The organism is Stappia sp. 28M-7 (assembly GCF_014252955.1).
Lineage (GTDB): Bacteria > Pseudomonadota > Alphaproteobacteria > Rhizobiales > Stappiaceae > Stappia.
Window position 1 is genome coordinate 1424063 of sequence record NZ_JACMIA010000001.1, and the last position, 24973, is coordinate 1449035.

General features: G+C 69.0%; 4 protein-coding genes (1 of these 4 only partly in view). All 4 read left to right on the forward strand.

Annotated elements, in window-relative coordinates; genetic code table 11:
• Tightly spaced (each overlapping or abutting the next), the 4 genes in view from H7H34_RS06420 to H7H34_RS06435 form a layout consistent with a single transcriptional unit that may run on beyond the window.
• Complete coding sequence (locus H7H34_RS06420) at positions 1-1650, forward strand: cyclic peptide export ABC transporter (RefSeq protein WP_185924631.1); 1650 nt, start codon at positions 1-3, stop codon at positions 1648-1650.
• A complete protein-coding gene (gene fabD, locus H7H34_RS06425) occupies positions 1647-4007 on the forward strand; it encodes an ACP S-malonyltransferase (protein ID WP_185924632.1) in 2361 nt (786 codons plus the stop codon). The genes H7H34_RS06420 and fabD overlap by 4 nt, the downstream gene beginning before the upstream one ends.
• Complete coding sequence (locus H7H34_RS06430; RefSeq protein ID WP_185924633.1) at positions 4004-24715, forward strand: SDR family NAD(P)-dependent oxidoreductase; 20712 nt, start codon at positions 4004-4006, stop codon at positions 24713-24715. The genes fabD and H7H34_RS06430 overlap by 4 nt, the downstream gene beginning before the upstream one ends.
• Positions 24712-24973, forward strand: the start of a protein-coding gene (locus tag H7H34_RS06435; RefSeq protein ID WP_185924634.1) for a flavin-containing monooxygenase. The gene runs 1073 nt beyond the window's last position; the window shows 262 of its 1335 coding nt (coding positions 1-262); the start codon lies at positions 24712-24714; its stop codon lies beyond the right edge, outside the window. Before H7H34_RS06430 ends, H7H34_RS06435 begins: the two co-directional genes overlap by 4 nt.

The window sequence follows — 24973 nt, forward strand, 5'->3', positions numbered from 1 at the left end:
ATGGAGCTGATCGCCTTCATCCGCGCATCCGGCCGCCGCAAGCTGCAGCTGATGTTTGCCCTCAGCCTGCTGGCGGGCGTCGCCAATGCGGCGCTGGTGGTGGTGATCACCACGGTCGCGGAGCGGGTGGCGCGGGCCGAGCATCCAGGGCTGATCGCCTGGGCTGCCTTCGGCGCCGCGTTCCTGATCTACTATCTGGCCAACCAGTTCGCCCTGGTGCGGGCGACCACGCTGATCGAGGACCGGCTCAACGAGTTGCGGCTGGAACTGGCGGAGAAGCTGCGCCAGTCGGAACTGCTGACCGTGGACCGGATCGGCCGGGGCCGTCTCTACGGACTGATCGCTAAGGAAACCAACCATCTGTCGGTGACCTTCCCGCTGATCATGGACGCGATCCAGCAGATGGTGCTGCTCGCCGTGGCGCTGCTCTATCTGCTCTATCTGTCGCCGCTCGCCTTCCTGTGCTTCCTGCTGGCGGTGGTCGGCGGCGTCTACGGCTACAAGGCGATCAACAACCGGTTCGGCCGGATTCTCGGGCTCGTCGAAAAGCTGCAGGCGCAGATGCTCGATGCGATCGCCGACATCATCCACGGCAGCAAGGAACTGCGGCTGAACGCCCGTCGTAGCGAGGCCGTCTCCAAGGCCTATCGCAAGCGCTCCAACGTGCTCGAATTGATGCTGGTACGCACCATCGACCACTGGGTATCGCTGATCCTGCTCGGCAGTCTGGTCACCTTCGCGCTGCTCGGTGTCGTTGCCTTCGGCTTTCCCGCGCTTGTGTCCGGGCACACTGTCATCGTCTTCCAGCTGGTGCCGGTACTGCTGGTCTGCCTCGGCACGCTGACGAAGACGGTTGCGCAGTCGCCGATGTTCATGCGTGCCGAGTTCGGCCTGCAGTCGATCCTCGCCGTGGAACGCGAGCTCGATGCTTCGAAGGGGATCACGACGCATGAGGCGCGCCAGCATGCCCATGCCTTTCGCGGTTTCCAGACCATCGACTTGCGCGAGATCGGCTTCAGCTATCCGGCGGAGCAGGGCGTCGGCTATCACGTCGGCCCGCTGTCGCTCACCCTGTCACGGGGCGAGGTGGTATTCCTCGTCGGCGGAAATGGCAGCGGCAAGTCTACGGCGCTGCGCATGATGTGCGGCCTCTATCCCTTGTCGAGCGGGCGCATCGATTTCGATGGCCATGCGGTCGAGGGCGCGGCGGCCGGCGGTTACCGCGAGCTGTTCTCGGCGATCTTCGTCGACTTCCACCTGTTCGACCGGCTCTACGGGCTCGAACGCGTGGACCCGGACCGGGTCAATGCGCTGATCGACGAGATGGGCCTTGCCGGCAAGGTCCGTTTCACGGACGGCCGTTTTTCCCAGCTTCACCTGTCGACCGGGCAGCGCAAGCGTCTGGCCCTGATCGCGGCGGTTCTGGAGGACCGGCCTGTCTACGTTTTCGACGAATGGTCGGCGGAACAGGATGTTCATTTTCGCGAATATTTTTACCAGACGTTTATCCCGAAACTCAAAGCGGCAGGAAAACTTGTCATCGCGGCAACACACGATGAGCGATACTGGGGCGTTGCCGATAGGGTCATCAAGATGGACCTCGGCCAGATCGAGTGGGTGAAGGATCAGGCCGGGCTGGAGGAGCAATGAAGGCCTTCATGTTTCCAGGGCAAGGCGCGCAGCGCGTCGGCATGGGCGAGGGGCTGTTCGAGGCCTTTCCGCAGCTCGTTGCCGAGGCGGACGCCGTTCTGGGATACTCCATCGCGCAGCTGTGTCTGGAAGGGCCGATGGATCGGCTCACCCGCACGCAGTTCACCCAGCCCGCGCTCTATGTGGTCAACGCGCTGACCTATCTCCGTCATGTCCGCGAGGCCGGCGAACGGCCGGATTTCGTCCTCGGGCACAGCGTTTCGGAATATGTCGCCCTGTTCGCCGCGGGAGCTGTCGATTTCGCCAGCGGCCTGTCGATGGTAGCGCGACGCGGGGCGCTGATGGGCGGGGCAAGCGGCGGCGGCATGGCCGCTGTGATCGGTCTCGATGCCGACGGCATTGCGGCGGTGATCGACCGCAATGGCCTGAGGGACGTCTTCGCCGCCAACTACAACACGCCCCGGCAGATCGTCGTGTCCGGCCGTCGCGAGGCAGTGGTCGCCGCCGAGCCGCTGTTCCGCGAGGCGGGTGCCAGCCATTATGTTGTCCTGCCGGTGAGCGGGGCCTTTCACACGCCCTACATGGAGGCCGCGCGCACAGCGTTCGCCGAGCATCTGGCAAGCCTGACCTTCAAGGCGCCCGAGATCCCCGTCATCTCCAACGTGACCGCACGGCCACATGAGGCTGGAACTCTGCGCGAGCGGATGATCGAGCAGATCACCGCGCCGGTGCGCTGGGCCGAGAGCATCCGCTACCTGCTGGCCAAGGGCGTCACCTTCGCCGATGTCACCGAACTGGGGCCGGCCGGCAGCGCCGTGGTCAAGCCGATGGTGAAGCGCACGGAACTCGAGGCGGGGCCGCTCGACGCGAGCCTGCTGGCGCGCGAGGAGGCGGACGCGGCTGCGGCCGCGAGGATCGTCGAGCCGGAGCTCGAGACCGCCCGAAAGGCGTCGGATGAAACGCCGTCTCCCAGGCTCAACGGCCATGCGTCTTTCCGGTTCAGTCCGGAAAATCTCGGCTCGCGTGCCTTTTGCGAGGCGTTCGGGCTCGAATATCCCTATGTCGCCGGCGCGATGTATCAGGGCATCGCCTCGGTCGCTCTGGTGGAGCGCATGGCCCGCGCCGGCCTGCTCGGCTTCTTCGGGGCGGGCGGCCTGCCGATGGCCGAGGTAGAGCGCGCGATCCTTCGCCTGCGCGACGTGCTTCCCGAGGGCGCGCCCTACGGCATCAATTTCATCGCCCATGTGAACAGGCCGCATCTGGAGGATGAGCTCACCGATCTCCTGATCCGGCACGGCGTCGGCATCATCGAGGCCTCCGCCTTCATGGAGGTGACGCCGGCTCTGGTGCGCTACCGCGCCGCCGGGCTTGAGGACCAGGGCGGTGGCCGGATCGCCGCGCGCAACCGCATCATCGCCAAGGTGTCCCGGCCCGATGTTGCCTCGCAGTTCCTGGCGCCCGCGCCCGAGCGGCTGCTGAGCAAGCTGCTCGCAAGCGGCGCGATCACCGCTGACGAGGCCAACCTGCTGCGCCAGGTACCGATGGCCGATGCCATCTGCGTCGAGGCGGACTCGGGCGGGCATACCGACCAGGGCATGCCTTTCGCCCTGATCCCGGCCGTGCTGAAGGTGCGGGACGAGGCGCAGGCGTGCTTTGCGAAGTTCGGCCCGATCTTCGTCGGGTCGGGCGGCGGCATCGGCACGCCGGAGGCGGCAGCGGCCGTCTTCATGCTGGGGGCCGACTTCATCGTCACCGGCTCCGTCAACCAGTGCACCGTCGAGGCCGGGACCAGCGATGCGGTCAAGGACCTGCTGGAAGGCATCAACGTCCACGACACGGCCTATGCGCCGTCGGGCGAGATGTTCGAGCTGGGCGCCAAGGTGCAGGTGCTGAAGAAGGGGCTGTTCTTCCCCGCCCGTGCCGAAAAGCTGGTCTCGCTCTACCGTCAGCACGAGAGCCTCGAGGAGATCGAAGCGAAGCTGCGCCAGCAGATCGAGGAACGCTATTTCCGTCGCAGCTTCGACGAGGTGTTCCGCGATGTGGCGATGAGCTATCCGGCATCCGAGATCGAGCGCGCGGAGCGCTCGCCCCGGCATCGCATGGGCCTCGTCTTCCGTCGCTACTTCAAGGACACGACCACCTGGGCGCTTGCAGGCGATCTCGATCACAAGGTCGACTTCCAGGTGCATTGCGGCCCGGCGCTCGGCGCGTTCAACCAGCGGGTCGAGGGCAGCGAGCTTGCGTCCTGGCGCGCCCGCCATGCCGACGTCATCGCGGCGCGGCTGCTGGAGGGAGCGGCCGACGTGCTCGGCCGGCGGCTCTCGGTGATGATCGGCGGGGGAGGCCGTACCCGATGAGCCGGGAGGGGGGAAAGGAACCGGTCGCGATCATCGGCGTCGGGCTCCGGCTTCCGGGCGCGGACCGGCTGGCGAAATTCGGCGCGCATCTGGCTGCCGGCCGCTCGCTGATCTCGCAGGTGCCGGCCAACCGCTGGAATGCTGAGGAACTGCTGGGCGACCCGGCGCGGGGCAACAGGACCAGCAGCATCTGGGGCGGGTTCGTCGAGGATGCCGACTGCTTCGACGCGTCGTTCTTCGGCATCTCGCCGCGCGAAGCTGCCTGGATGGACCCGCAACAGCGCTTTGCGCTGGAGATGGCCTGGCATGCGATCGAAGATGCCGGCTACCGCGCTTCCGACCTCGCCGGCAGCCGGACAGGCGTCTACATGGGCGTCTGCCATTGGGACTATGCGGAGCTGCTGGAAAAGCACCTGCCGCATGTCGACGCCTATCTGCCGACCGGGATCGCCTTTTCGATCATCGCCAACCGGGTCTCGCATTTCCTCGACCTGCAGGGACCCAGCATCACCAATGACACGGCCTGCGCCGCGTCGATGACCTCCGTCTACGAGGCGGTACGGGCGCTGCAAGGCGGCGAATGTGACATGGCGCTGGCCGGCGGCGTCAATCTGATCTGGTCGCCGAACCATTTCGTCGCCTTTTCGAAGGCCGGCATGCTGTCGAAGACGGGGCGTAGCAACGCCTTCGACGATGCGGCCGACGGCTATGTCCGGGGCGAGGGCGGTGCCGTGCTGCTGCTCAAGCCGCTCGAGCAGGCGCTGGCAGACGGTGATCCGGTCCATGCGGTCATTCGCGGCATCGGCATCAACCATGGCGGGCGGACGAATTCGCTCACCGTCACCAATCCGCGCGCGCAGGCGGCGCTGATCAAGGCCGTTCACCGCGAGGCGGGCGTTGCGCCGGACACTGTGTCCTATGTCGAGGCGCACGGGCCGGGCACGCCGCTGGGCGACCCGATCGAGATTTCCGGCCTGAAGGAGGCCTTCGCCGACCTGCACGCCGAGGCGGGCACCGCCCCGCGCGAGGCGAGCTGCGGCATCGGCTCCGTCAAAACCAATATCGGCCATCTGGAAGGAGCGGCAGGCGTCGCCGGCATCGTCAAGGTGCTGATCGCGCTGGCCCGCGAGGAGCTGCCCGGCAATGTCGGCTTCACGGCGCAGAACCGGCTGGTCGACCTTGCCGGCACGCCGTTCCGCATACAGAAGGAGGCAAGCCCCTGGCCGCGCACCGAGGACGCACCCCGGCGCGCCTGCGTCAGCTCCTTCGGTTTCGGCGGCAGCAACGCGCATGTCCTGATCGAGGAAGCCCCCGAGATGGAGACTGCGCGGGAGGACGGCGAGGGAGAGGTGCACCTGTTGCCGCTGTCGGCGGCGGATGAGGAGCGCTTGCAGGCGCTGCTTGGCGAGCTGCTGGCGACCGTCGAGGCGGCGGATGCGCCCGCTCTTGCCGATCTTGCCCATACGCTGCGGATCGGGCGGGCGCCGCTCGAGGTCCGTGTCGCCTTCCTCGTCCGCGACCGGCAGGAGCTGGCGCAGGCCCTTCACGCCCGTCTCGGCGGGACCGATCATCCTGCCGTGGTCGACGCGTCGGCAGGGGTAACCGGCGAGCCGCTGCATGATCTCGCCTTGCGCTTTGTGTCGGGAGAGGATGTCGACTGGCTGGCCGCCGGCCTGCCGAAGGGCAGGCGGGTGCGCGCGCCGCTCTATCCTTTCGCGCGCGAACGGCACTGGATGGACGAGTCGCTCGGCGTGAAGGACGACCGGCCGGCACCGCATCCGATGATCCACCGGAACATCTCGGGCTTCGCCGGTCCGGTCTTCGAAAGCTCCTTGCGCGGGCCGGAACTCTTCTGGGCCGATCACAAGGTGCGCGGTACGCAGATCCTGCCCGGCGTTGCGGCGCTGGAGATGGCCCGCGCCGCTGCCGATCTCGCCGGAGCGGACCTCGGCAGCACCTTCGCGCTGGAGGATGTGGTCTGGTCGCGGCCGATTGCAGCGCGCGAGACGCCGGTCGCGGTCGAGACGCATCTGACGCGGCAGGCGGATCGCCGCATCGGCTTTACGATCCGCGCCGCCGGAGGCGAGGGGCACAACGTTCGCGGCACGATTTCACCGTCGCTGGAGGCTGCCCCGTCGGCGCCTGTGCTGTCGCAGCTTCAGGGCGAGCTGCGCGAGGATGTGCCGGTCGCTCTTTGCTATGAGCGCCTGCGGGCAAGCGGCGTCGACCATGGCCCGGGCTTCCGGGCGATGGCGCGGGTCACCCGAGGGAGCGGCCGTGTTCTGGCGCAGCTGAAGCTGCCGCGACGGCTTCACCCGACGCTCGCCGCCCTGCCGCTGCATCCGGTGATGCTGGATGCCGCGATCCAGGCCTGGATCGCGTTGGACGAGACCGGCCCGACGGGCGCGGCGGTGCCCTTCGCCTGCCGCCGGGTGGTGGTGCACGGGCCCTGCGAACCGATGATGTGGGCGCTGGTCACCGAGCGGGGAACGCCAAGTGCGACCGCCGCCGTGCGCCATCTTGACATTCACATGCTGGACCGGGACGGCAGGCTACGTGTGTCCTTCGAGGATCTGGCCCTGCGGATCGTCGCCTTTGACGAGACGGCGGTTGAGGCGGCTGGGGGCGAGACCGCCGACGACCTGCCTCTTGTGCTGGCCGAAAGCCGCTGGCGGCCCGCGCCGGCCGGTACAGGGCAGGTTGGCGAGCGGGATGTCTCGGTGCTGCTGGCAGGCTTCGAGGAGGCGAACCTTTCCAATAACTTCATCAGAAACCTGTCGGAGGCGAGCGGGCAGAGCGTGTGCGTGCTGACCGGTGTTCCGGCAGGCGATCCGGCTGCGGCGGCGGCCGGTCTCTTCGATGCCCTGCATGCGCGGATCGTCGGGGCGATGCGCGACAAGCCGCGTCGCCCGCGGCATTTCCTCGTGCTGGCACCGGAGAGCCTGCCCCAATCGGTCACGGCCCCGCTGGCCGCGCTCCTGCGCACGGCCGCAACCGAAAACCCGAAGATCTCCGGCGCACTGGTTCGGATTGAGGGGCCAGTGGACGCGGGACGGCTTGCTGGTCTCCTGCGGCAGGAGGTCGAGGCTGCCGATACCTTCACCGAGCTGCGGTACCGCGCCGACGGCTCGCGCGAGGCTTTGCGCATCGATCCGGTCGATCTTCCTGCCGGGCGGGGAGAGATGAAGCTTGATCCGGACGGCGCCTACTGGATCACCGGCGGGGCTGGCGGCCTCGGGTTGATCCTGGCCGGCTGGCTGGCAGCACGGGGCGCGCGCAAGATCGTGCTTAGTGGTCGCAGCGCGCAGGACGACAGCCGGTTCGAGGCGCTGCGCGCGGCCGGCGCGGCTGTCACCTATGCCGCGTGCGACATGGGAGATGCGGCGGCGGTCGAGGAGCTGGCGCAGCGGATCGCCCGCGAGATCGGCCCTCTCAAGGGCGTCATCCATGCGGCAGGCCTGCTCGACGACGGCTATATCCTGACGCAGGCGGGGCGGGATTTCGCGCCCGTCTTTGCGCCGAAGCTCGCCGGCACGCTCAATCTCGACCGGGCGACACGCGCCGCGCCGCTCGATTTCCTGGTGCTGTTTTCCTCGGTCGCGGCCCGGTTCGGCAATGCCGGGCAGGCGGCCTATGCCGGCGCCAACGGCTTCCTTGACGGTTTCGCCGCCGAGCGCGCCGCGATGGTCGCGCGGGGTGAGCGGCAGGGGCGGACGCTTGCCGTTGCCTGGCCGCTCTGGGCCGAGGGCGGCATGAGCGTCGACATGCCGACGCTGGAGGCGATGGAGCGACGCTTCGGCACCGTGCCGCTGCCGAGCGATGCGGGCCTTGCCGCTCTGGAGTGGCTGCTTGTCGCCGGGCAGGAGCCTTGCGCCACTGTGCTCTACGGCGACACAGCGCGCATCGGCGCATTTCTTTCCGCGCGCGAGGGCGTGGTGGAAAAGCAGGACGCACCGGCCCCCTCGGACGCCCCGCAGGCCGCGGGCGACGATGCCGCGCTTGCCCGACAGGGCGCGCTCTTCGTGCGCGATATTCTGGCCGATGTGCTGGAACTTGACCCTTCACGCATCCGCCTCAACCGCAAGCTAGAGGAATACGGCCTCGACTCGATCTCCATCGTCGAGACGACGAACCGCCTGGAAGAGCGGCTGGGCTCGCTGTCGAAGACGCTGTTCTTCGAATATGTCGACCTGGAAGGCGTCGCCGGCCATCTGGTCGAGAACCACCGGGATGCGCTGGCCGCCGCTCTTGCCGAAGAGGGGCTGGGCGAGGCGGCTTCCCCGCCGGCCACTCCTGTCGAGGCTCCCGCCGAAGCGATCCCTGCGCGCGCGGACCCCGGCCCGAGCGTGTCGCAGCCGGATGTCGGGACCGATGCCCATGCCATCGCCATCGTCGGCCTGTCGCTGCATGTCTCCGGCGCGGCGACGCAGGACGAGTTCTGGGAGATGCTGGCCGGCGGCATCCACGGCTTCCGGCCTTATCCGCAGGAGCGCTGGGACCATGCGGCCCTGCTGCATCCCGAGCGCGATGTTCTCGGCAAGACCGTGGTCCGCACGGGCTGCTTCCTCGACGATATCGACCGGTTCGATCCGCGCTATTTCCGCATTTCCCAGACCGAGGCGGAGCTGATGTCGCCCGAGGTGCGCCTGTTCCTGCAGGCGAGCGTCGAGGCGTTCGAGAATGCCGGCTATTCGCGCGAGACCCTGCAACGGCGCCATGGCGGCGACGTTGCGGTCATCGTCGGGTCGATGACCAACGAGTACGACCTCTACGGCTTCCAGAACATGCTGATGCGCGGCTCGCCCGCCAGCGGCAGCTATACCGGCACCGTGCCCAACATGGTGTCCTACTATTACGGCTTTACCGGCCCGTCCTATTTCCTCGACACCATGTGCTCGGCCGCCTCGACCTGCGTGCACGAGGCGGTGCACATGCTCCGCTCGGGCCGCTGCGAGATGGCGCTGGCCGGTGGCGTCAGCTTGCTCCTGCATCCGCAAAAGCTCATCGCCACCTCGCAGGAGCATTTCACCACCAAGTCGGCGGACGTGATCCGCGGCTACGGCGTCGGCGCCGAGGGAACCATCCTCGGCGAGGGCGTCGGCGCTCTCGTCCTGAAACGGCTCTGCGATGCCGAGCGCGACGGCGACCATATCCACGGCGTCATCATCGGCACCGGCATCAGCAATGCCGGCGTGCGCAACGGCTTCACGGTGCCCAATCCGCACCAGCAGGCGGTCGCCATCGAACGGGCACTGGACGATGCCGGCATCACCGCCGATACGGTGAGTTATATCGAGGGGCACGGATCGGGCACGGCGCTGGGTGATCCCATCGAGGTGAAGGCACTGACGCAGGCCTTCCGCAAGCACACCGACGCGGTCGGCGCCTGTCCCATCGGCACGGTGAAGAGCAATGTCGGCCATCTGCTCGGTGCCTCCGGCCTTGCCGGCATCGCGAAGGTGGTGGCCCAGCTGGGCAAGGGCATGCTGGCGCCCTCGCTGCATGCCGAGACGCTGAACCCGGACATTCCGTTCGCGACCTCGCCCTTCCGCGTCCAGCGGGAGCTTGCTCCCTGGCAACGTCCGCTCGGAGCCGACGGCCGGGAGCAGTCACGCCGCGCCGGCGTGACCTCCATCGGCGCGGGCGGCATGAACTCGCACATCCTGATCGAGGAGTATCGGCCGCAGCCGAGGCAGGCGAGGGCGGCGGGCCCCGAGCTTCTGGTGTTCTCGGCGATGAACCGGGACCGCCTCGTGGCGCTGGTCCGCCGGCATCTGGATTGGATGGAACGGCACCCGGATGCGGATCTCTCCGACATTGCCTTCACGCTGCAGGTCGGGCGGACCGAGCTGCCGTGCCGACTGGCCTTGGCGGCGAGCGATCCGGCCGACGCCCGCCGGCGCCTTGCCGATTTCACCGAGGCGCCCGACGCGGACGGGCGCTGGCATCATGTCCGCTCGATCCTCGATGTCGATCCGCCGGAGGACGCGGAACGGCTGGCGGCAGCCGTCGCTGCGCGTGACCTGGGGCAACTTGCCGATGCCTGGACGCATGGTGCGGCCATCGACTGGTTTGCGCTCTGGCGGGACCGCGAGCCGCGCCGCGTGCCGCTGCCGACCTATCCGTTCGAGAAGGTCCGCTGCTGGTACCCCGAACAGCCGGACGCGCCTTCGGTGGTCAATCCGCTGGGCTCGCGGCTGAAGCTGCATCCGTTCATCGGGCGCAACGTCTCCACGCTGTCGGGCCTGCGCTACGAGACCGATATCCATCTCGGCGAGTTGCTGGACTATGTGCAAACGCGCGGCCGGAAACAGACGGTCCTGCCGATGGTCGCGGTCGAGACGGTCGCGGCCCTCGCCCGGATCGCCGGGCTGTCCGGACCGGTGGCCGTCGAGGATCTGCAGGTGCTCGGCCTGCCCGAATGGCCGGCGGTCAAGACCCTTACCCTGACGCTGGAGCCGGCGGGCGACGGGTTCCTTGCCCGCGTCGTCGCCCGCGATAGAGAGGCGGTCGAAACGCCCTGGCTCCAGGCGCGGGTTGCAACGGGTACGGCACGCGATGGGCAGGTCGATCTCGACGCCCTGAAGGCTGCCAGCCCCGAGGTTCTGGACCACGCGCGGATCTATGGCGACCTTGCCCGTAATGGCCTCGGCTTCGGTCCCTATCTGGAAGGGATCGCGCGCGCCTTCCGTCTTGCCGGTGGCGGCCTTCTCTGCGAGCTGCGCGAGGATGGTCCGCAGCAGGACTGGTTCCGCAAGAACCTGGCGCTTCCATCGACCGCGCTCGGGGCAGGCTGGCAGGCGCTGGAACTGCTGGTTTCGGGCGGCGAACCGCTGGCGCTGGCGGGCATCAGTCGCACTGAGGTTTCAAGCGGCGACGTTGCCGCGGTGCTCTGCAAACCAGGCAGCTCCGGCGCGTTCGACCTCTCGTTCCTGGACAGGCGTGGGCGCATTATCGCGCGCTGCGAGGGTATCGCCACGGTGCCTGTGGCTCGCTTCGTCGCCGCGGCATCCATTCCGGCCCCCGAGCCGGCAAGGACCGTCGCACTGGACACCAGCCCGACGGCGGACTGGGCGGCACAGGAGCTTCGCCGGATCGCCGCCGCGATCCTGAAATTCAATCCGGACGATCTCGGCCCCCGCGATCCCTTCCATGATCTCGGCTTCGATTCCATTTCGCTGACACGCTATGCGGGCGAAATCGGGTTCGCCTTCGGGATCGAGCTCTCGCCGGCGATCTTCTTCGAATGCGAGCATGTCGAGGCGCTGGCCGAGCATCTGGTGCGACGCCACGACATCGCGCCGCCGGCCGAGAGCGTGCCCGTAGCAGCCCCGCACCGCGCCGCGCCCTTGGCAGTAGCCGCGGTTCCGACCATCTCGCAGCCAGTCGCCGGAGCGGCGCAGACGCGCGGCGATGGCCGTATCGCGATTGTCGGCATGGCCGGCCGCTTCCCCGGCAGCCCGGACATCGAGACTTTCTTCGACAACCTGTTGGCCGGGCGCGACCTGACGCGGGACCTGCCGCTCGAGCGGTATGGCGAGGCCTATCGTGCCCGCGTTGCGGCCGCATCCTTCCCCCGGCGCGGCGGGTTCCTCTCCGACATCGACTGCTTTGATGCGGCCGCGTTCCGCATCTCGCCGGCCGAGGCCGAGCGGATGGACCCGCAGCAGCGGTTGTTGCTGGAAACCGCCTGGCATGCGGTCGAAAACGCCGGTGTGGAGCCGTCCGATCTGCCGAAGGCGACCGGCGTCTTCGTTGGCGTGACCAGCCTCGACTATGCGGCGCTTCTTGCCGCCCACGGGGTCGCCGCGGACGGGCATGTCGCGACCGGAAACTCGCTGGCGATGGTCGCCAACCGGGTGTCGCATGCCTTCGACCTCTCCGGCCCGAGCGAGGCCATCGACACGGCCTGTTCCAGCTCGCTCGTCGCCCTGCTGCGTGCTGCCCAAGCGCTAAAGGACGGGCGTTGCGAGACCGCACTCGTCGGCGGCGTCAATCTCTGCCTCGCCGCGGAAGGCTTCGAGGGACCGCACAATGCGGGCATGTTGTCGCCGGACGGGCGCTGCAAGAGCTTCGGCGCCGGAGCGGACGGCTATGCCCGCGGTGAGGGTGTCGCGGTGCTGGTGCTCAAGCGGCTGCGTGACGCAGAGCGTGACGGCGACCGCATTCTCGGCACGATCATCGGCGGCGCACAGAACCATGGCGGCCGCGCCGGTGCCCTGACCGCCCCCAATGCGAAGGCGCAGGCGGCGCTTGTCGAGGAGGCGATGGCGGGCATCGATCCCGCGACCATCGGCTATATCGAGGCGCACGGAACCGGTACCCATCTCGGCGACCCGGTCGAGGTCAACGGCCTCAAGCGGGCCTTCGCTAACCTGAGCGGGCGCGAGAGCGTTGCGGAGCCGCATATCGGGCTCGGCACGGTCAAGTCGTCCATCGGCCATCTGGAAGCTGCTGCGGGGCTTGCCGGTGTCGTCAAGGTGCTTATGGCGATGCAAGGGGGCGAGCTGCCGCCTACGCTTCACTGCGACGAGATCAATCCGCATGTCGACCTTGCCGGCAGTCCGCTCCGTCTGGTGCGGAGCCGCGAGGCGTGGCCCCGGCCTGTCGATGCGACCGGCGCTCCTTTGCCGCGCCGTGCCGGCGTCAGCAGCTTCGGCTTCGGCGGAACCAATGCCCACGTGGTGCTTGAGGACTACGCGGGCGAGCACCCGCCCCAGCGCCGGCCTTTGCCGCCGCGCCGTTTTGCCGCCACATGCCACTGGATCCCCGGGATCTCGCCTGCGGACGAGACCCCAAGCAGCGAGACGCTTGTCTTTGTGCCGGAATGGCGAGAGCAGAAAGCCCCGGCCGTAGGCTTTGCGGGCCGGCGCATCGTCGTTGCTTGCGACGTTCCCGTCGAAGCAAGGCCGGGCTGCGAACTCGTCTCGCTTGCGCTCGGACGAGGCGCGGTTACGGCGCGGTATGGCCGCGCGGCGGCGCATTTGCTGGGCGTGCTGCGCGACCTCGTAAAACAGCCCGGCGAGGGCAAGGTCCTGGTGCAGCTGGCACTGTCGCCGGCGCGCGAGGGCGCCTTGCTTGCGGGGCTTGGCGCAATGCTCGACACCGCTGGCATCGAGGATCCGCGCATCCTCGGGCAGGTGATCGAACTGCCTGAAGGGCTGGCGCCCGATCATGCTGCCCGGCTGCTGGCGAGTGAGGCAGGGACCGGGGCGGGCACGCGGATCCGTTATTCGAACGGCCAACGCCTCGAGCGCACCTGGCGCGAGGTGCCGGCAGGCGGTGCGGGCTTCCAGTGGCGGCCGCGCGGTGTCGTGCTGGTCACCGGCGGCATGGGGCGGCTCGGCCGGCTGGTCGCGCGCGATATCGCGCAAACGGCAAAGGGGGCGGTGCTGGTTCTGACCGGCTCCCGGCCGCTCGACGGCAGCCGCGAGGCGTTCCTCGACGAGCTCCGGGCGCTCGGCGCGGTTGCCGGCTACCGGCAGGTGGACATGGGCGATGCCGAGGCTGTCGCAGGTCTCGTTGCCCATGTGATCGAGGTGCACGGCACGCTGAATGCGGTGGTGCATTGCGCCGGGACGCTCCGCGACGCGCATCTCGCCTGGAAGCGGGAGACGGACCTTGCCGAGGTTCTCGCCCCCAAGGTGACGGGTGCGCTGGCCCTGCGCGAGGCGTGCAGCGGGCTGGATCTCGACGCCTTCGTGCTGTTTTCCTCGCTTGCCGGCGCCTTCGGCAATGCCGGACAGGCCGACTACGCTGCCGCAAACGGCTTCCTGGACGCGCTGGCAGAGCACTCGGGCGGCCGGATCGCCTCCATCGGCTGGCCGCTCTGGCTGGGCGGTGGGATGGAGGCCGGCGAGCAGGTCCAGGCGGCGCTGTTCGAGCGCATGGGCCAGCGACCGCTGGAAACCGACGCGGGACTTGCCGCGATGCACGCCATTCTCGGTGCCGGCCATGCGCAGGCCGCTGTCATTGCTGGCGACGCGGCGCGCGCTCGTCGGTTCTTCTCGCGACAGGACGCTTCCGAAGTTCTGCCGGTTGAGCCTCAGGCGAAGACAGGCGGCAATGCCGTTTCCTCGGAGCTGCTATCCCGCACGGCGGTGCGGCTGGGTGAGCTCTTCGCGACGATCAGCGGCCATCCGGCGGGGCGCATCGACCCGCAGGCTCCGCTGGAGGACTACGGCATCGACTCTCTGATGATCACCAGGCTCAACAGCGAGCTGGCCGGGATCTTCGAGGCGCTGCCGAAAACCCTGTTCTTCCAGTATCGCACGCTCGCCGCGATTGCCGGCTGGCTCGCCGAGCGCCAGCCCGAGGCCTGCCGCCGCTGGACGGGCACCAGCGATGTCACGGTGTCCGCACCGGCCCTCGTTGCGCCGGCACAACTTAGCGCCGCTTCATTGCGCCGTGGACCGATGGAACGCGCCGAGCCGATTGCCGTGATCGGCCTTTCCGGCCGGTATCCGGGCGCCGACACGCTGGATGCCTTCTGGGAGAACCTCCGGTCCGGCCGCGACATGGTGGGCGAGATCCCGGCCGAGCGCTGGGGCCTTGAGGGCTTCTTCGAGCCGGATGCCGACGAGGCGGTCGCCTCGCAGCGCAGCTATTCGCGCTGGGGGGCGTTCCTTCAGGACTTTGCCGGTTTCGATCCGCTGTTCTTCCGCATCTCGCCGAGGGATGCGGCAGCGATGGATCCGCAGGAACGCCTGTTCCTGATGAGCGCCTGGGAGGCCTGCGAGGATGCCGGCTACACCCGCGCGCGGCTGAAGGCTGTGGCCGGCGGTCGGGAGGGTGCCGATGTCGGCGTCTTCGCCGGCGTGACCAAGACCGGCTACGCGCTGCACGGCCCGTTCCGGGGGGAGGGCGGGGCGGTGGTGCGTCCGTCGACTTCCTTCGCCAGCGTTGCCAACCGGGTTTCGCACGCGCTCGACCTTGCCGGCCCGAGCCTGCCGGTCGATACCATGTGCTCTTCCTCGCTGACGGCGATCCATGAAGCTTGCGAGCGGCTGAGGGCCGGTCATTGCGCCATGGCTCTGGCCGGCGGCGTCAATCTCTACCTGCACCCCTCGAACTACGTCGAGCTCTGTGCTTCGCACATGCTGAGCCCGAGCGGGCGCTGCCACAGCTTCGGCGCAGCAGCCGACGGCTTCGTGCCCGGCGAGGGTGTCGGCTGTGTGCTGCTCAAGCCGCTCTCCCGCGCGCTAGCCGACGGCGACCGTATCCATGCGGTGATCCGGGGCAGCGCGATCAATCACGGCGGACGCGCCAACGGCTACACCGTGCCGAGCCCGGCGGCACAGCGCGACGTGGTGCGCGCCGCGCTCGAGCAGGCGGGACTGTCGGCGCGCGATGTGAGCTATATCGAGGCGCATGGCACCGGCACGGTGCTTGGCGATCCCATCGAGGTCGACGGCCTGACCCAGGCTTTTGCGCCGGATACGGCCGAGACGGGCTTCTGTGCGCTTGGATCGGTGAAATCCGCCATCGGGCATCTCGAGGCGGCAGCTGGCATCGCGGGCCTGACCAAGGTGATCCTGCAGATGCGCCACGGCATGTTGGCGCCGACCCTGCATGCGGAGACGGTCAATCCCAATCTCGACCTTGCCGCAACGCCCTTCGCGCTCCAGCGACAGGCGGCGGAGTGGCGCACGGACGGGTCGCGCATTGCCGGCATTTCCTCCTTCGGAGCGGGCGGCGCCAATGCGCATGTGATCGTCGAAGAGTGGCGGGAGGGCCCTGCAAGCGCCGCGCCCGCGCCTGCGCCGCAAGCCATCGTCCTGTCGGCCCGCACGCCGGAGCAGCTGCGCGCGCAGGCGGAGAACCTGTTGGCGGCGCTTCGGTCCGGCATTGCGACGGACACTCCTGTCTCGCCGCAGGCCGTTGCGGCCGGCATCGCGGAAGACCTTGCCGCCGTGCTCGGCGTCGAGGTGGCGGATATCGATCCGGGCGAGAGCTTCGACGCTCTGGGGCTGGAGGGGCCGGAACTGCTGGCGCTGCGGAACCGGCTGGAAGAGCGCTTGCCCGCGGCTCGGCTGCCCCTGCTCGACCGGTTCGCCAATATCGAGACGCTGGCTGAGATCGTGGCTGCGCAAGGGCTTTCGGCAGAGGGGAATGCAGCCCTGCCGCTGGATGCGGTCGCCTACACGCTGCAGGTCGGGCGCGAGGCCTTTGCCCATCGCCTCGGTATCGAGGCGGCAAGCATCGACGACCTAGCCGCGCGGCTGGGCGACTGGCTGTCGGGCGAGGCGGGCGCCGGCATCCATACAGGAGAGGCGAAGGGCGTCGACGGCCTGCTCGCGACCCTGCGCGGCGATGGCGTGCTGCAGGAACTCGCGGAACGCGCCTGGCAGGAAGGCCGGCTCGACAAGCTACTGGCCCTGTGGGCCGAGGGCATCGACATCGACTGGGCGCGGCTGCCGCGCAGCACCCGCCCGGACATTGTCTCGCTGCCGACCTATGCTTTCGCGCGAGACCGATACTGGCTGCCGCAGACCGAAGCGCCGGTGGGCGCAGAGCTGGAGCGGGCGATCACCGCAGCGCAGGGCGATGAGCAGCTGGTGGCCGAGCAGGATCGGCTCGACCGGCTTGTCGCGTCGGTGCTGGCGGCGCAGCTTGCCCAGGTGCCCGAGGAGGCCGTCACGCAGGGTCTTCGCCGCTGGTATCGCGCCGCGCGCGACCTGCTGGCGCGGAACGGCAGAGAAGCCCTTTCCGAGGACGACGCCTGGACCCGCTGGCACGCCAGCCGCGAAGAAGACGGCCTCGCACCGCAGATGCGGCTTGCCGAAGCCTCGCTGGCGGCGCTGCCGGACATTCTGACGGGAGCACGCAAGGCGACGGACGTGCTGTTCCCGCAAGGCTCGCTGGAGCTGGTCGAAGCGGTCTACAAGGAGAATGCGGTTGCGGCGCGGTTCAGCGAGGCGCTTGCACAGGCCGCCGCGAAACACGTTGGCGCAAGCCGGACGGACCGTCCCTTGCGCATCCTGGAAATCGGCGCGGGGACAGGCGGGACCAGCGAGCCGGTCTTCGCGGCGCTCGCGCCGCTCGCCGGCCGCATCACTGAGTATTGCTATACCGACGTGTCGCGTGCCTTCCTGATCCATGCCGAGCGCAGCTATGCGGGCCGGGTGCCAGGCCTGAGGACCGCGCTGCTGGATATCGAGAAGCCGCTTGCCGGGCAGGGCGTCGAGCCTGGCCGCTACGATCTCGTCATCGCCGCCAATGTCCTGCATGCGACGGCCGATATCGTCCGCACCCTCAAGACCGTGCGCGAAACCATGGCGCCGGAGGGCGTGCTGCTGGTCAACGAAACGAGCCGGGCGACGCTGTTCACCCACGTCACCTTCGGCCTGCTGGAGGGCTGGTGGCGCTTCACCGATGGCGAGCGCCGTATCCCCGGTACGCCGTCGCTGGCGCCCGAAAGCTGGGCCGCGGCCCTGCGGGAAGCCGGCTTCGACTGGATCGCCGGTTCGGGGGAGGCCGAACGGCGACTGGGGCAGCAGCTGTTTGCCGCGCGGGCCACAGGTGCGGCTGCACAGACCGCAGCGCTTGCCGACAAGCCGGCTGCCCAGCCGGTGCCCGCATCTCGCCCGCAGGCGACGGCCGGTGAGGTGCGTCACGATCTGCGCGGCCTGTTGCGCGGGCTTGTCGCGACGACGCTGAATGTCGCGCCCGAGAGCATCGACGTGACGCGCAGCTTCGCGGATTACGGTCTCGACTCGATCCTCGGCGCGGAGTTCGCCCATCGCCTGCGCAAGGCGCTTGGCATCCCGTTCGACCAGACGCGCCTGTTCGATTTCGCCAGCGTTGGCCAGCTGGAGGCCTTCCTGCTCCGCGAGCATGCCGACGCGGTGGCCGCGCTGAACAGCACGGATGCCGTGCCCGCCACGCCGCTCGCCGCTCGGGCACCTGCTCCGGCCCCTGTTCTGGCACGCTCGACGGAAAGCCCTGCCGAGCCCATTGCCATCATCGGTGTCAGCGGACGCTTTGCCGGGTCGCAGACCGTCGAGGAGTTCTGGCAGCACCTGATGGCGGGCGACGACCTCGTCGGCCCGGTGACCCGCTTCGACCTTGCGCCGCATTACCGGGGCGTGCCGGAGGGCAGCTATGGCCGGCATGGCAGCTTCATCGAGGATGTCGACCGCTTCGATGCGGTGTTTTTCGGCATTTCCGGCCTCGAGGCGACCTGGATGGACCCGCAGCAGCGGCTGTTCCTGGAGGAGGCCTGGAAGACGCTGGAGCATGCCGGCCATGCGGGCTCCGATATCGTCGGCTCGCGCTGCGGCGTCTTCGTCGGCTGCGCCCATGGCGACTATCAGGAGCTGTTCCGCGAGCAGCCGCCGGGCCAGGCGTTCTGGGGCAACACGACGTCGCTGATCCCCTCGCGGCTCTCCTATTGGCTGGACCTCAAGGGGCCGGCGATTGCGGTCGATACCGCCTGTTCCAGCTCGCTGGTCGCCGTCCATATGGCCTGCCGCAGCCTGCGCGAAGGCGAGTGCGACATGGCGCTGGCCGGCGGCGTCTTCGTCCAGAGCTCGCCGCGCTTCTTCCTCTATGCCAACCAGGCCAACATGCTGTCGCCGAGCGGGCACTGCGCGCCGTTCGGGGCGGGCGCGGACGGCATCGTGCCGGGAGAGGCAGTGGCCGCGGTACTGCTGAAGCCCTTGTCGAAGGCGCTGGCCGATGGTGACACGGTGCACGGCGTCATTCTGGGCAGCGGCACCAATCAGGACGGCACCACCAACGGCATCACCGCCCCGAGCGCGTTGTCGCAGGAGCGCCTGATGCGTGAGGTGTACCGGCGCTTCGGCATCGATCCGGCCAGCATCACCGTCGTCGAGGCCCACGGCACCGGAACGCCGCTCGGTGATCCCGTCGAGCACGCGGCCCTTGCCCGTGTGCACGGGGGCGGGCAGGTGGGCGAGAAGCTGCTCGGCTCGGTCAAGTCGAACATCGGTCACGCCACGACGGCCGCCGGCATTGCGGGCCTCATCAAGGCGGTCTGGAGCCTGAAGCACGCCATGGTGCCGCCGGTGCTGCATTTCGGCGGCGGCAACCCTTCCATCGATTTCTCGCAAAGCCCGTTCCGGGTGAACGGCGAGCCGTTCACGTTCCCCGCAAAAGACGGGACGCCCCGCCGGGTTGCGGTCAGCTCCTTCGGCTTCGGCGGCACGAATGCGCATGCGGTCCTGCAGGAAGCGCCCGTCCAACCGCAGGCGGCGAGCGGCCTGCCGTTGTTCCTCTTCGTCTTTTCCGCGCGCAACGAGGCGCTGCTGCGCCAGCTCGCCGAGCGCATGGCCGCCCATCTGGAGACGGCGGACGGCATCGAGGCTGCCGACATCGCCCACACGCTGCTGGTCGGCCGTCGTCCCATGGTCGAGCGGCTGGCCATCGTTGCCGGCGAGACCCGCGATCTTGCCGCAAGGCTCCGCGCATGGCTGTGTGGCGAGGATGTGGAGGGCGTCCACCGCGCATCGGCATCGCCTTCGGACGAGAGCGGCAATGCGGCGCTTGTGGCCGACTGCCGCCGGATCGTCGGCGCCTTCGCTGTCTCGCAAGGGGCAGATCCTCAAGCGTGGCGCGAGGGGCTGCAGCAGCTTGCCGGTGCCTGGGCCCGGGGCGCGGAAATCGACGGGACCGGGCTGTTCGGCACCGGCCGCCGCCGGGTGCCGCTGCCGGCCTCGCCGCTTGCGGGAAAGTCCTACTGGGTCGCGGAGACACCGAAGGACGCCGGCCGCCAGCCGGTCCCTCGCGCCGTGGCGGCAGACACGCCTCGCATTGAGCAGCGGTCCGCGCCTGTTGCTTCTGCTGAGCTGGCGATGCCGCGACGTCTTGCCGAGCCGGCCGCGCTTGCTGGCCCCTATGAGACGGTGAGCGGACGGATGCCGTCCGTCAGGCTTGCGCCACTGGACTCGATTGCCGGTCCTGCCGTGGCGCCGCATCCGCCGGAGACCGGCGGCGTACGCCTTGCCGGCGATCAGGACGGCGTGCGCCGGCTGGAGTTGACGGGCCGCTGGAGCGAGGCGACACGGCGCGAGCTTGAGCGCGCCTTGCGCGAGGCGGGAGAGGACCAGGCGCTTCGCGTGGTCGTCGTCCGGGGCGGCGAGGCATGGGGATCTGCAAGCGCAGCAGCCGGCAACACGATCACCACCGCGCTGCTCGACTGCCCGTTGCCGGTGGTCTCTGTCCTCGAAGCGCCGGTCGCAGGAGACGGCACGGCAGCCGCGCTGCTGGCGGATTTCGTCGTCCGTGCCGAGGGCGCGGCCATCTCGTCCTTGCCGGTTCTGCCGGAGGGGCTGCCCTGGCAGCTTGCCGCGCGCCGGATCGAGACGGGGATGGAGACGGTGGCCGCGGATCGCGTCGAGGCCGCCGCGACGGAGCTTGCCGCCTCCATCGCCGGCGCACCGCGCGAGGCGCTGGTGCTGCTGAAGGCGCATATGCGCAAGGCCATGCCCCAGCTCGTCGGCGCGGAGCTCTCGGGATCGCCGGGCCTCGACCGCCTGCGACAGCTCATGCGGGATGCGGGCACCGCAAGTCCGGTTGCGACCCAGCCGCGCCGGGTGCCGCTCGCGACCTCGGTGATGGAGCTGGAGGCCTACCCCGATGGCGTCGTGCTGCTGCGCATGCTGGAGCGGGAAGGACGCAACACCTTCACCGCCGCCTTCATGGACGGGATCGAGGAGGCCTTTGCCTCCATCGCGACGATGCCCGAGGCCAAGGTCGTCGTCCTGACCGGTCACGACGGCTACTTCGCCTGCGGCGGGACGTCCGAAGGACTGACCGAGCTGCAGGCCGGCGAGGCACGCTTCACCGACCGGCGGATCTACAGCCTGCCGCTCGCCTGTCCGTTGCCGGTGATTGCCGCCATGCAGGGGCACGGCATCGGCGCGGGTTGGTCGCTCGGCCTCTATTGCGATGCAGCGATCTTCGCGACCGAAGGCCTCTATCACAGCAACTATCTCTGGTACGGCTTCACGCCGGGCGCAGGCGCGACGCTGATCTTCCCGCACCGGCTCGGCGACGACCTCGGCCGGGAAGTGCTCTTCAGCGCGCGCGAATATCGCGGCCGCGAGCTGGCCCGCCGGGCGCAGCATCTCGATGTGCTGCCGGCCGCGCGCGTTCTGGACGAGGCGCTGGTGCGGGCGCATGCGCTGGCCCACCAGCCGAAGGCAGACCTCACCGCCGCCAAGGCGGACGGCGCGGCCACCGTCGCCCGGCATCTCGACGAGGTGCTGCGGCGCGAATTCGCCATGCACGAGACGACCTTCATCGGCAACGACCGCGTTCGCGCCCGCATTGCGGAGAAATTCGGCGGCGCATCGCCCGCCCCGGTTCAGCAGCCGGCGCAAGCGTCTGCCGGGCGTGCGGACCCACGGCCGAATGTCCGCGAGCGGCTTGTCGCCTCGCTCGCCGAGGACCTGATGATCGACGTGGGCGACGTCCGCGACGATGCAGGCTTCCTGGAACTGGGTCTCGACTCGATCCTCGCGGTCACCTGGATCCGCAAGCTGAACGCGCTGTTCGGGATCGAGCTGCCGGCGACCGCGGTCTACGCGCATCCGACGGTCGGCGGGCTGGCCGATCACGTCGCAAGGCTCGTCCCGTCCTCGGCGGTTCCGAAGGCGCCGGCTCGGGCAATGCCGGAACCGGCAGCGCTTGTTGTCGAGGCAGGGTCGCCCGTGGCGAATGGCCCCGCGACGCATCATGCAGAGATCCGCGAGCGGCTTGTCGCCTCGCTCGCCGAGGACCTGATGATCGATGTGGGCGACATCCGCGACGATGCCGGCTTCCTTGAGCTGGGGCTCGACTCGATCCTGGCGGTCACCTGGATCCGCAAGCTCAATGCGCTGTTCGGGATCGAGTTGCCGGCAACCGTGGTCTATGCGCATCCGACCGTCGGAGCGCTCGCGGCCCATGTCGCCGGGCTCGTCCCGGTCAAGGTTGCAACTCAAGCCGTCGCGCCCGCCGTGACGCCTGCGACCGTGGCCGTTGCGCCAGCCGCCGCCGTCGCCATTACACCCGCTCCGAAGTCCGACGAGGCGCCTGCCGTCGCGATCATCGGCGCGTCCGGCATCTTCCCCAAGGCCGCCGATCTTGAAGCCTTCTGGCGCAACATCCGCGAGGGACGCGACTGCATCGAGGAGGTGCCGGTCTCCCGCTGGGATGTTGCGCGTTTCTATCACCCCGACCCGGCGCATCCCGGCTCGTCCTACTGCAAGTGGATGGGTGCGCTGGACGGTGTCGACCAGTTCGACGCCCGCTTCTTCGGTATCACCCCGCGCGAAGCGGAGCTGATGGACCCGCAGCAGCGGCTGTTCCTGCAGGTCGCCTGGCACGCGATCGAGGATGCGGCCATCGATCCGCATGCGCTGGGCGGTCGCAATTGCGGCATCTATGTCTCCTCCGGCCCGAGCGGTTACGAAGACCTGATCGAGGAGCGCAACGCGTACAGCCTGCTCGGCAGTTCCGGCTCGATCCTTGCCGCGCGCATGTCCTACATGCTGGACCTGCGCGGTCCGAGCTTGTCCATCGACACGGCCTGCTCCAGCTCTCTGGTGGCGATTGCGGAGGCCTGCGAGAGCCTGATTGCCGGCACGTGCGACATGGCACTGGCGGGCGGGGCCTGCATTCTCGTCGGCCCGAAGATGTTCATCGACACGTCCAAGGTCTCGATGCTGTCGAAGGACGGGCGTTGCTTCACCTTCGATGCGCGTGCCAATGGCTTCGTGCCTGGCGAGGGCGTCGGCGCCGTTCTGCTGAAGCGGCTGGACGACGCCTTGCGCGACGGCGATCCCATCCGCGCCGTGCTTCGCGGCTGGGGAACCAATCAGGACGGCCGCACCAACGGCATTACCGCGCCCAATCCGCAGGCCCAGACCGCGCTGATGCGCTCGGTGCAGGCTCGCTTCGGCATCGATCCGGCGACCATCGGCCTTGTCGAATGCCACGGCACGGGCACCCCGCTCGGCGATCCCATCGAGATCGAGGGGCTGCGAGATGCCTTCCACGGCGTCCCGGTGGACGCGGACTGCCGGATCGGCTCGGTGAAGAGCAATATCGGCCATTGTCTCGCTTCCGCCGGTGTTGCCGGCGCGCTGAAGGCGATGCTCGCCCTGGAACAGGCCGAACGGCCGCCGGTGGTGAACTTCGACAGCCTGAACCCGCATATCTCGCTTGAAGGCACGCCCTTTGCGCTGACCCATCAGGCCGAGCCGTGGCCGGCGAGAGGCGCCGCGCCGCGCCGGGCTGCCGTCAGTTCTTACGGCTTCAGCGGTACGAACGCGCATCTGGTGCTGGAGGAGGCGCCGGCCCCTGCGCGCCGCACCGCAACGCCGGGGCCCTGGCTGCTGGTCCTGTCAGCCCGGGATCGCGAGCGCTTGCAGGAGCATGCTGCAGGCCTTGAGCGCTTCGTCGCGGCACATCCCGACCTCGATCTCGGCGCGCTGGTGCACACGCTTCAGGTCGGACGCACCGCGTTCGCCAGCAGGCTGGCCGTCGCCTTCGCAACCCGAGAAGACCTGCTGCGTGCGCTCGCCTCGGTCGCTGCGGGACGTCCGCTCGCCGGGCTGCATGTCTCCGATGGCGAGCGGGCCGCGACCGCGCCGTTCGAGACGGACGAGGATGCAAGGGCGCTTGTCGCACGCTGGCTTGCGTCCGGCGAGATGGACCGCCTGTCGCGTGTCGGCGAGCTCTGGGCCAAGGGGCTTGCCATTGATTGGTCGATCCTGCCGCCGCAAGACCGTCTCCGCCTGCCGGGTTATCCCTTCGCCCGCGAGCGCTATTGGGTCGAGCCGGGCGAGACAGCCGTGAACGAGGAGCCGGCGACAGTCGCGCCGTCGTCGCTGCAACCGCATCCGATGCTGGACGGCGCCGCTGCACGCGGTGAGATCGCTCGCTTCTCCGTCGCGCTCACGGGCGATGAACCCTCTCTCACCAGCCATCTTTCCGCCGACCGGCGGCTGGTTCTCGGTCTCTTCCTGCCCGAGCTTGCGCGCGGCGCGCTGGAGCGTGCAAGTGGCCGCCCGGTTCATGGGTTGCGGCACCTGTTGTGGGGGAGCCCGCTTGCGGTCAACGGCCATGCGCGGCAGCTGACGGTCGTGGTCGGCGACGACGGGCAAGGGCTTTTGTATCGTGTCGTGGCGGACGGTGAGGAGGCCGAGCCCTGGCATTTCGGCGCCGCCGCCGCAGAAGATCAGCTTCCACGAAGGCCCGGCCGGGTGGAGCCGCTCGCGCCAGGGGACGGCACTGACCTGGGCGATGCCTATCGGGTCTTTGCGGAGCGCTGCGCCATCCATTCGGGACCGGCAGCGCCCGAGGCCGCGAGTGTTGGCAGGGTGAACCTCGTCGGGGATCGCCTCGTTGCTGAGCTTCGGCGTCCGCGCGGCGAGGCAGGGTCGGCCGGTGGCATGCTGTTCGATCCGGCATGGATGGACGCAGCCTGGCGGCTGCTCGCCTTCCGCTTCAGTGGGCATCTGGCGGCGCCGGCGACCTCCGGTGCGCTTAAGCCGCCCGTTGCCATCGAGAGCATGGCCGCATGGGCGAGCGCCGGCGAGCGGGCCGTGCTTCACGTGGAGGGCGGCAACGGCCTTCCGCTGGTTCTTTCGCTTTACGACGAACAGGGTAATGCGTGCATGGTGATGCGGGACGTGCGGCTGGGGTCGATGGAGGCCGGCGGCAGCAGGATCGGTCTTGCCGGGGAGAGCGTGCGATGAGCGGAAAGATCGCGATCATCGGCGGCGGCCCGACCGGCATCGGCGTCGCGCGCGAGCTGATCGAGGACGGGTTCGCGGTCGACCTCTACGAGGCCGAAGCGGATCTCGGCGGGGTGTGGAATGCCGAGGCCCCTTGTGGGCGCGCCTATGCCTCGCTTCACCTGATTTCGCCGAAATTCAACACCCAGGTGCCGGATTTTCCGATGCCTGAGGACTATCCGCCCTATCCCAACCATCGCCAGATGCTGGCCTATATCC

Coding starts and splice junctions, on each gene's coding strand:
- H7H34_RS06430 (WP_185924633.1), top strand. CDS start 4,004: ATGAGCCGGGAGGGGGGAAAGGAACCGGTCGCGATCATCGGCGTCGGG.
- H7H34_RS06420 (WP_185924631.1), top strand. CDS start 1: ATGGAGCTGATCGCCTTCATCCGCGCATCCGGCCGCCGCAAGCTGCAG.
- fabD (WP_185924632.1), top strand. CDS start 1,647: ATGAAGGCCTTCATGTTTCCAGGGCAAGGCGCGCAGCGCGTCGGCATG.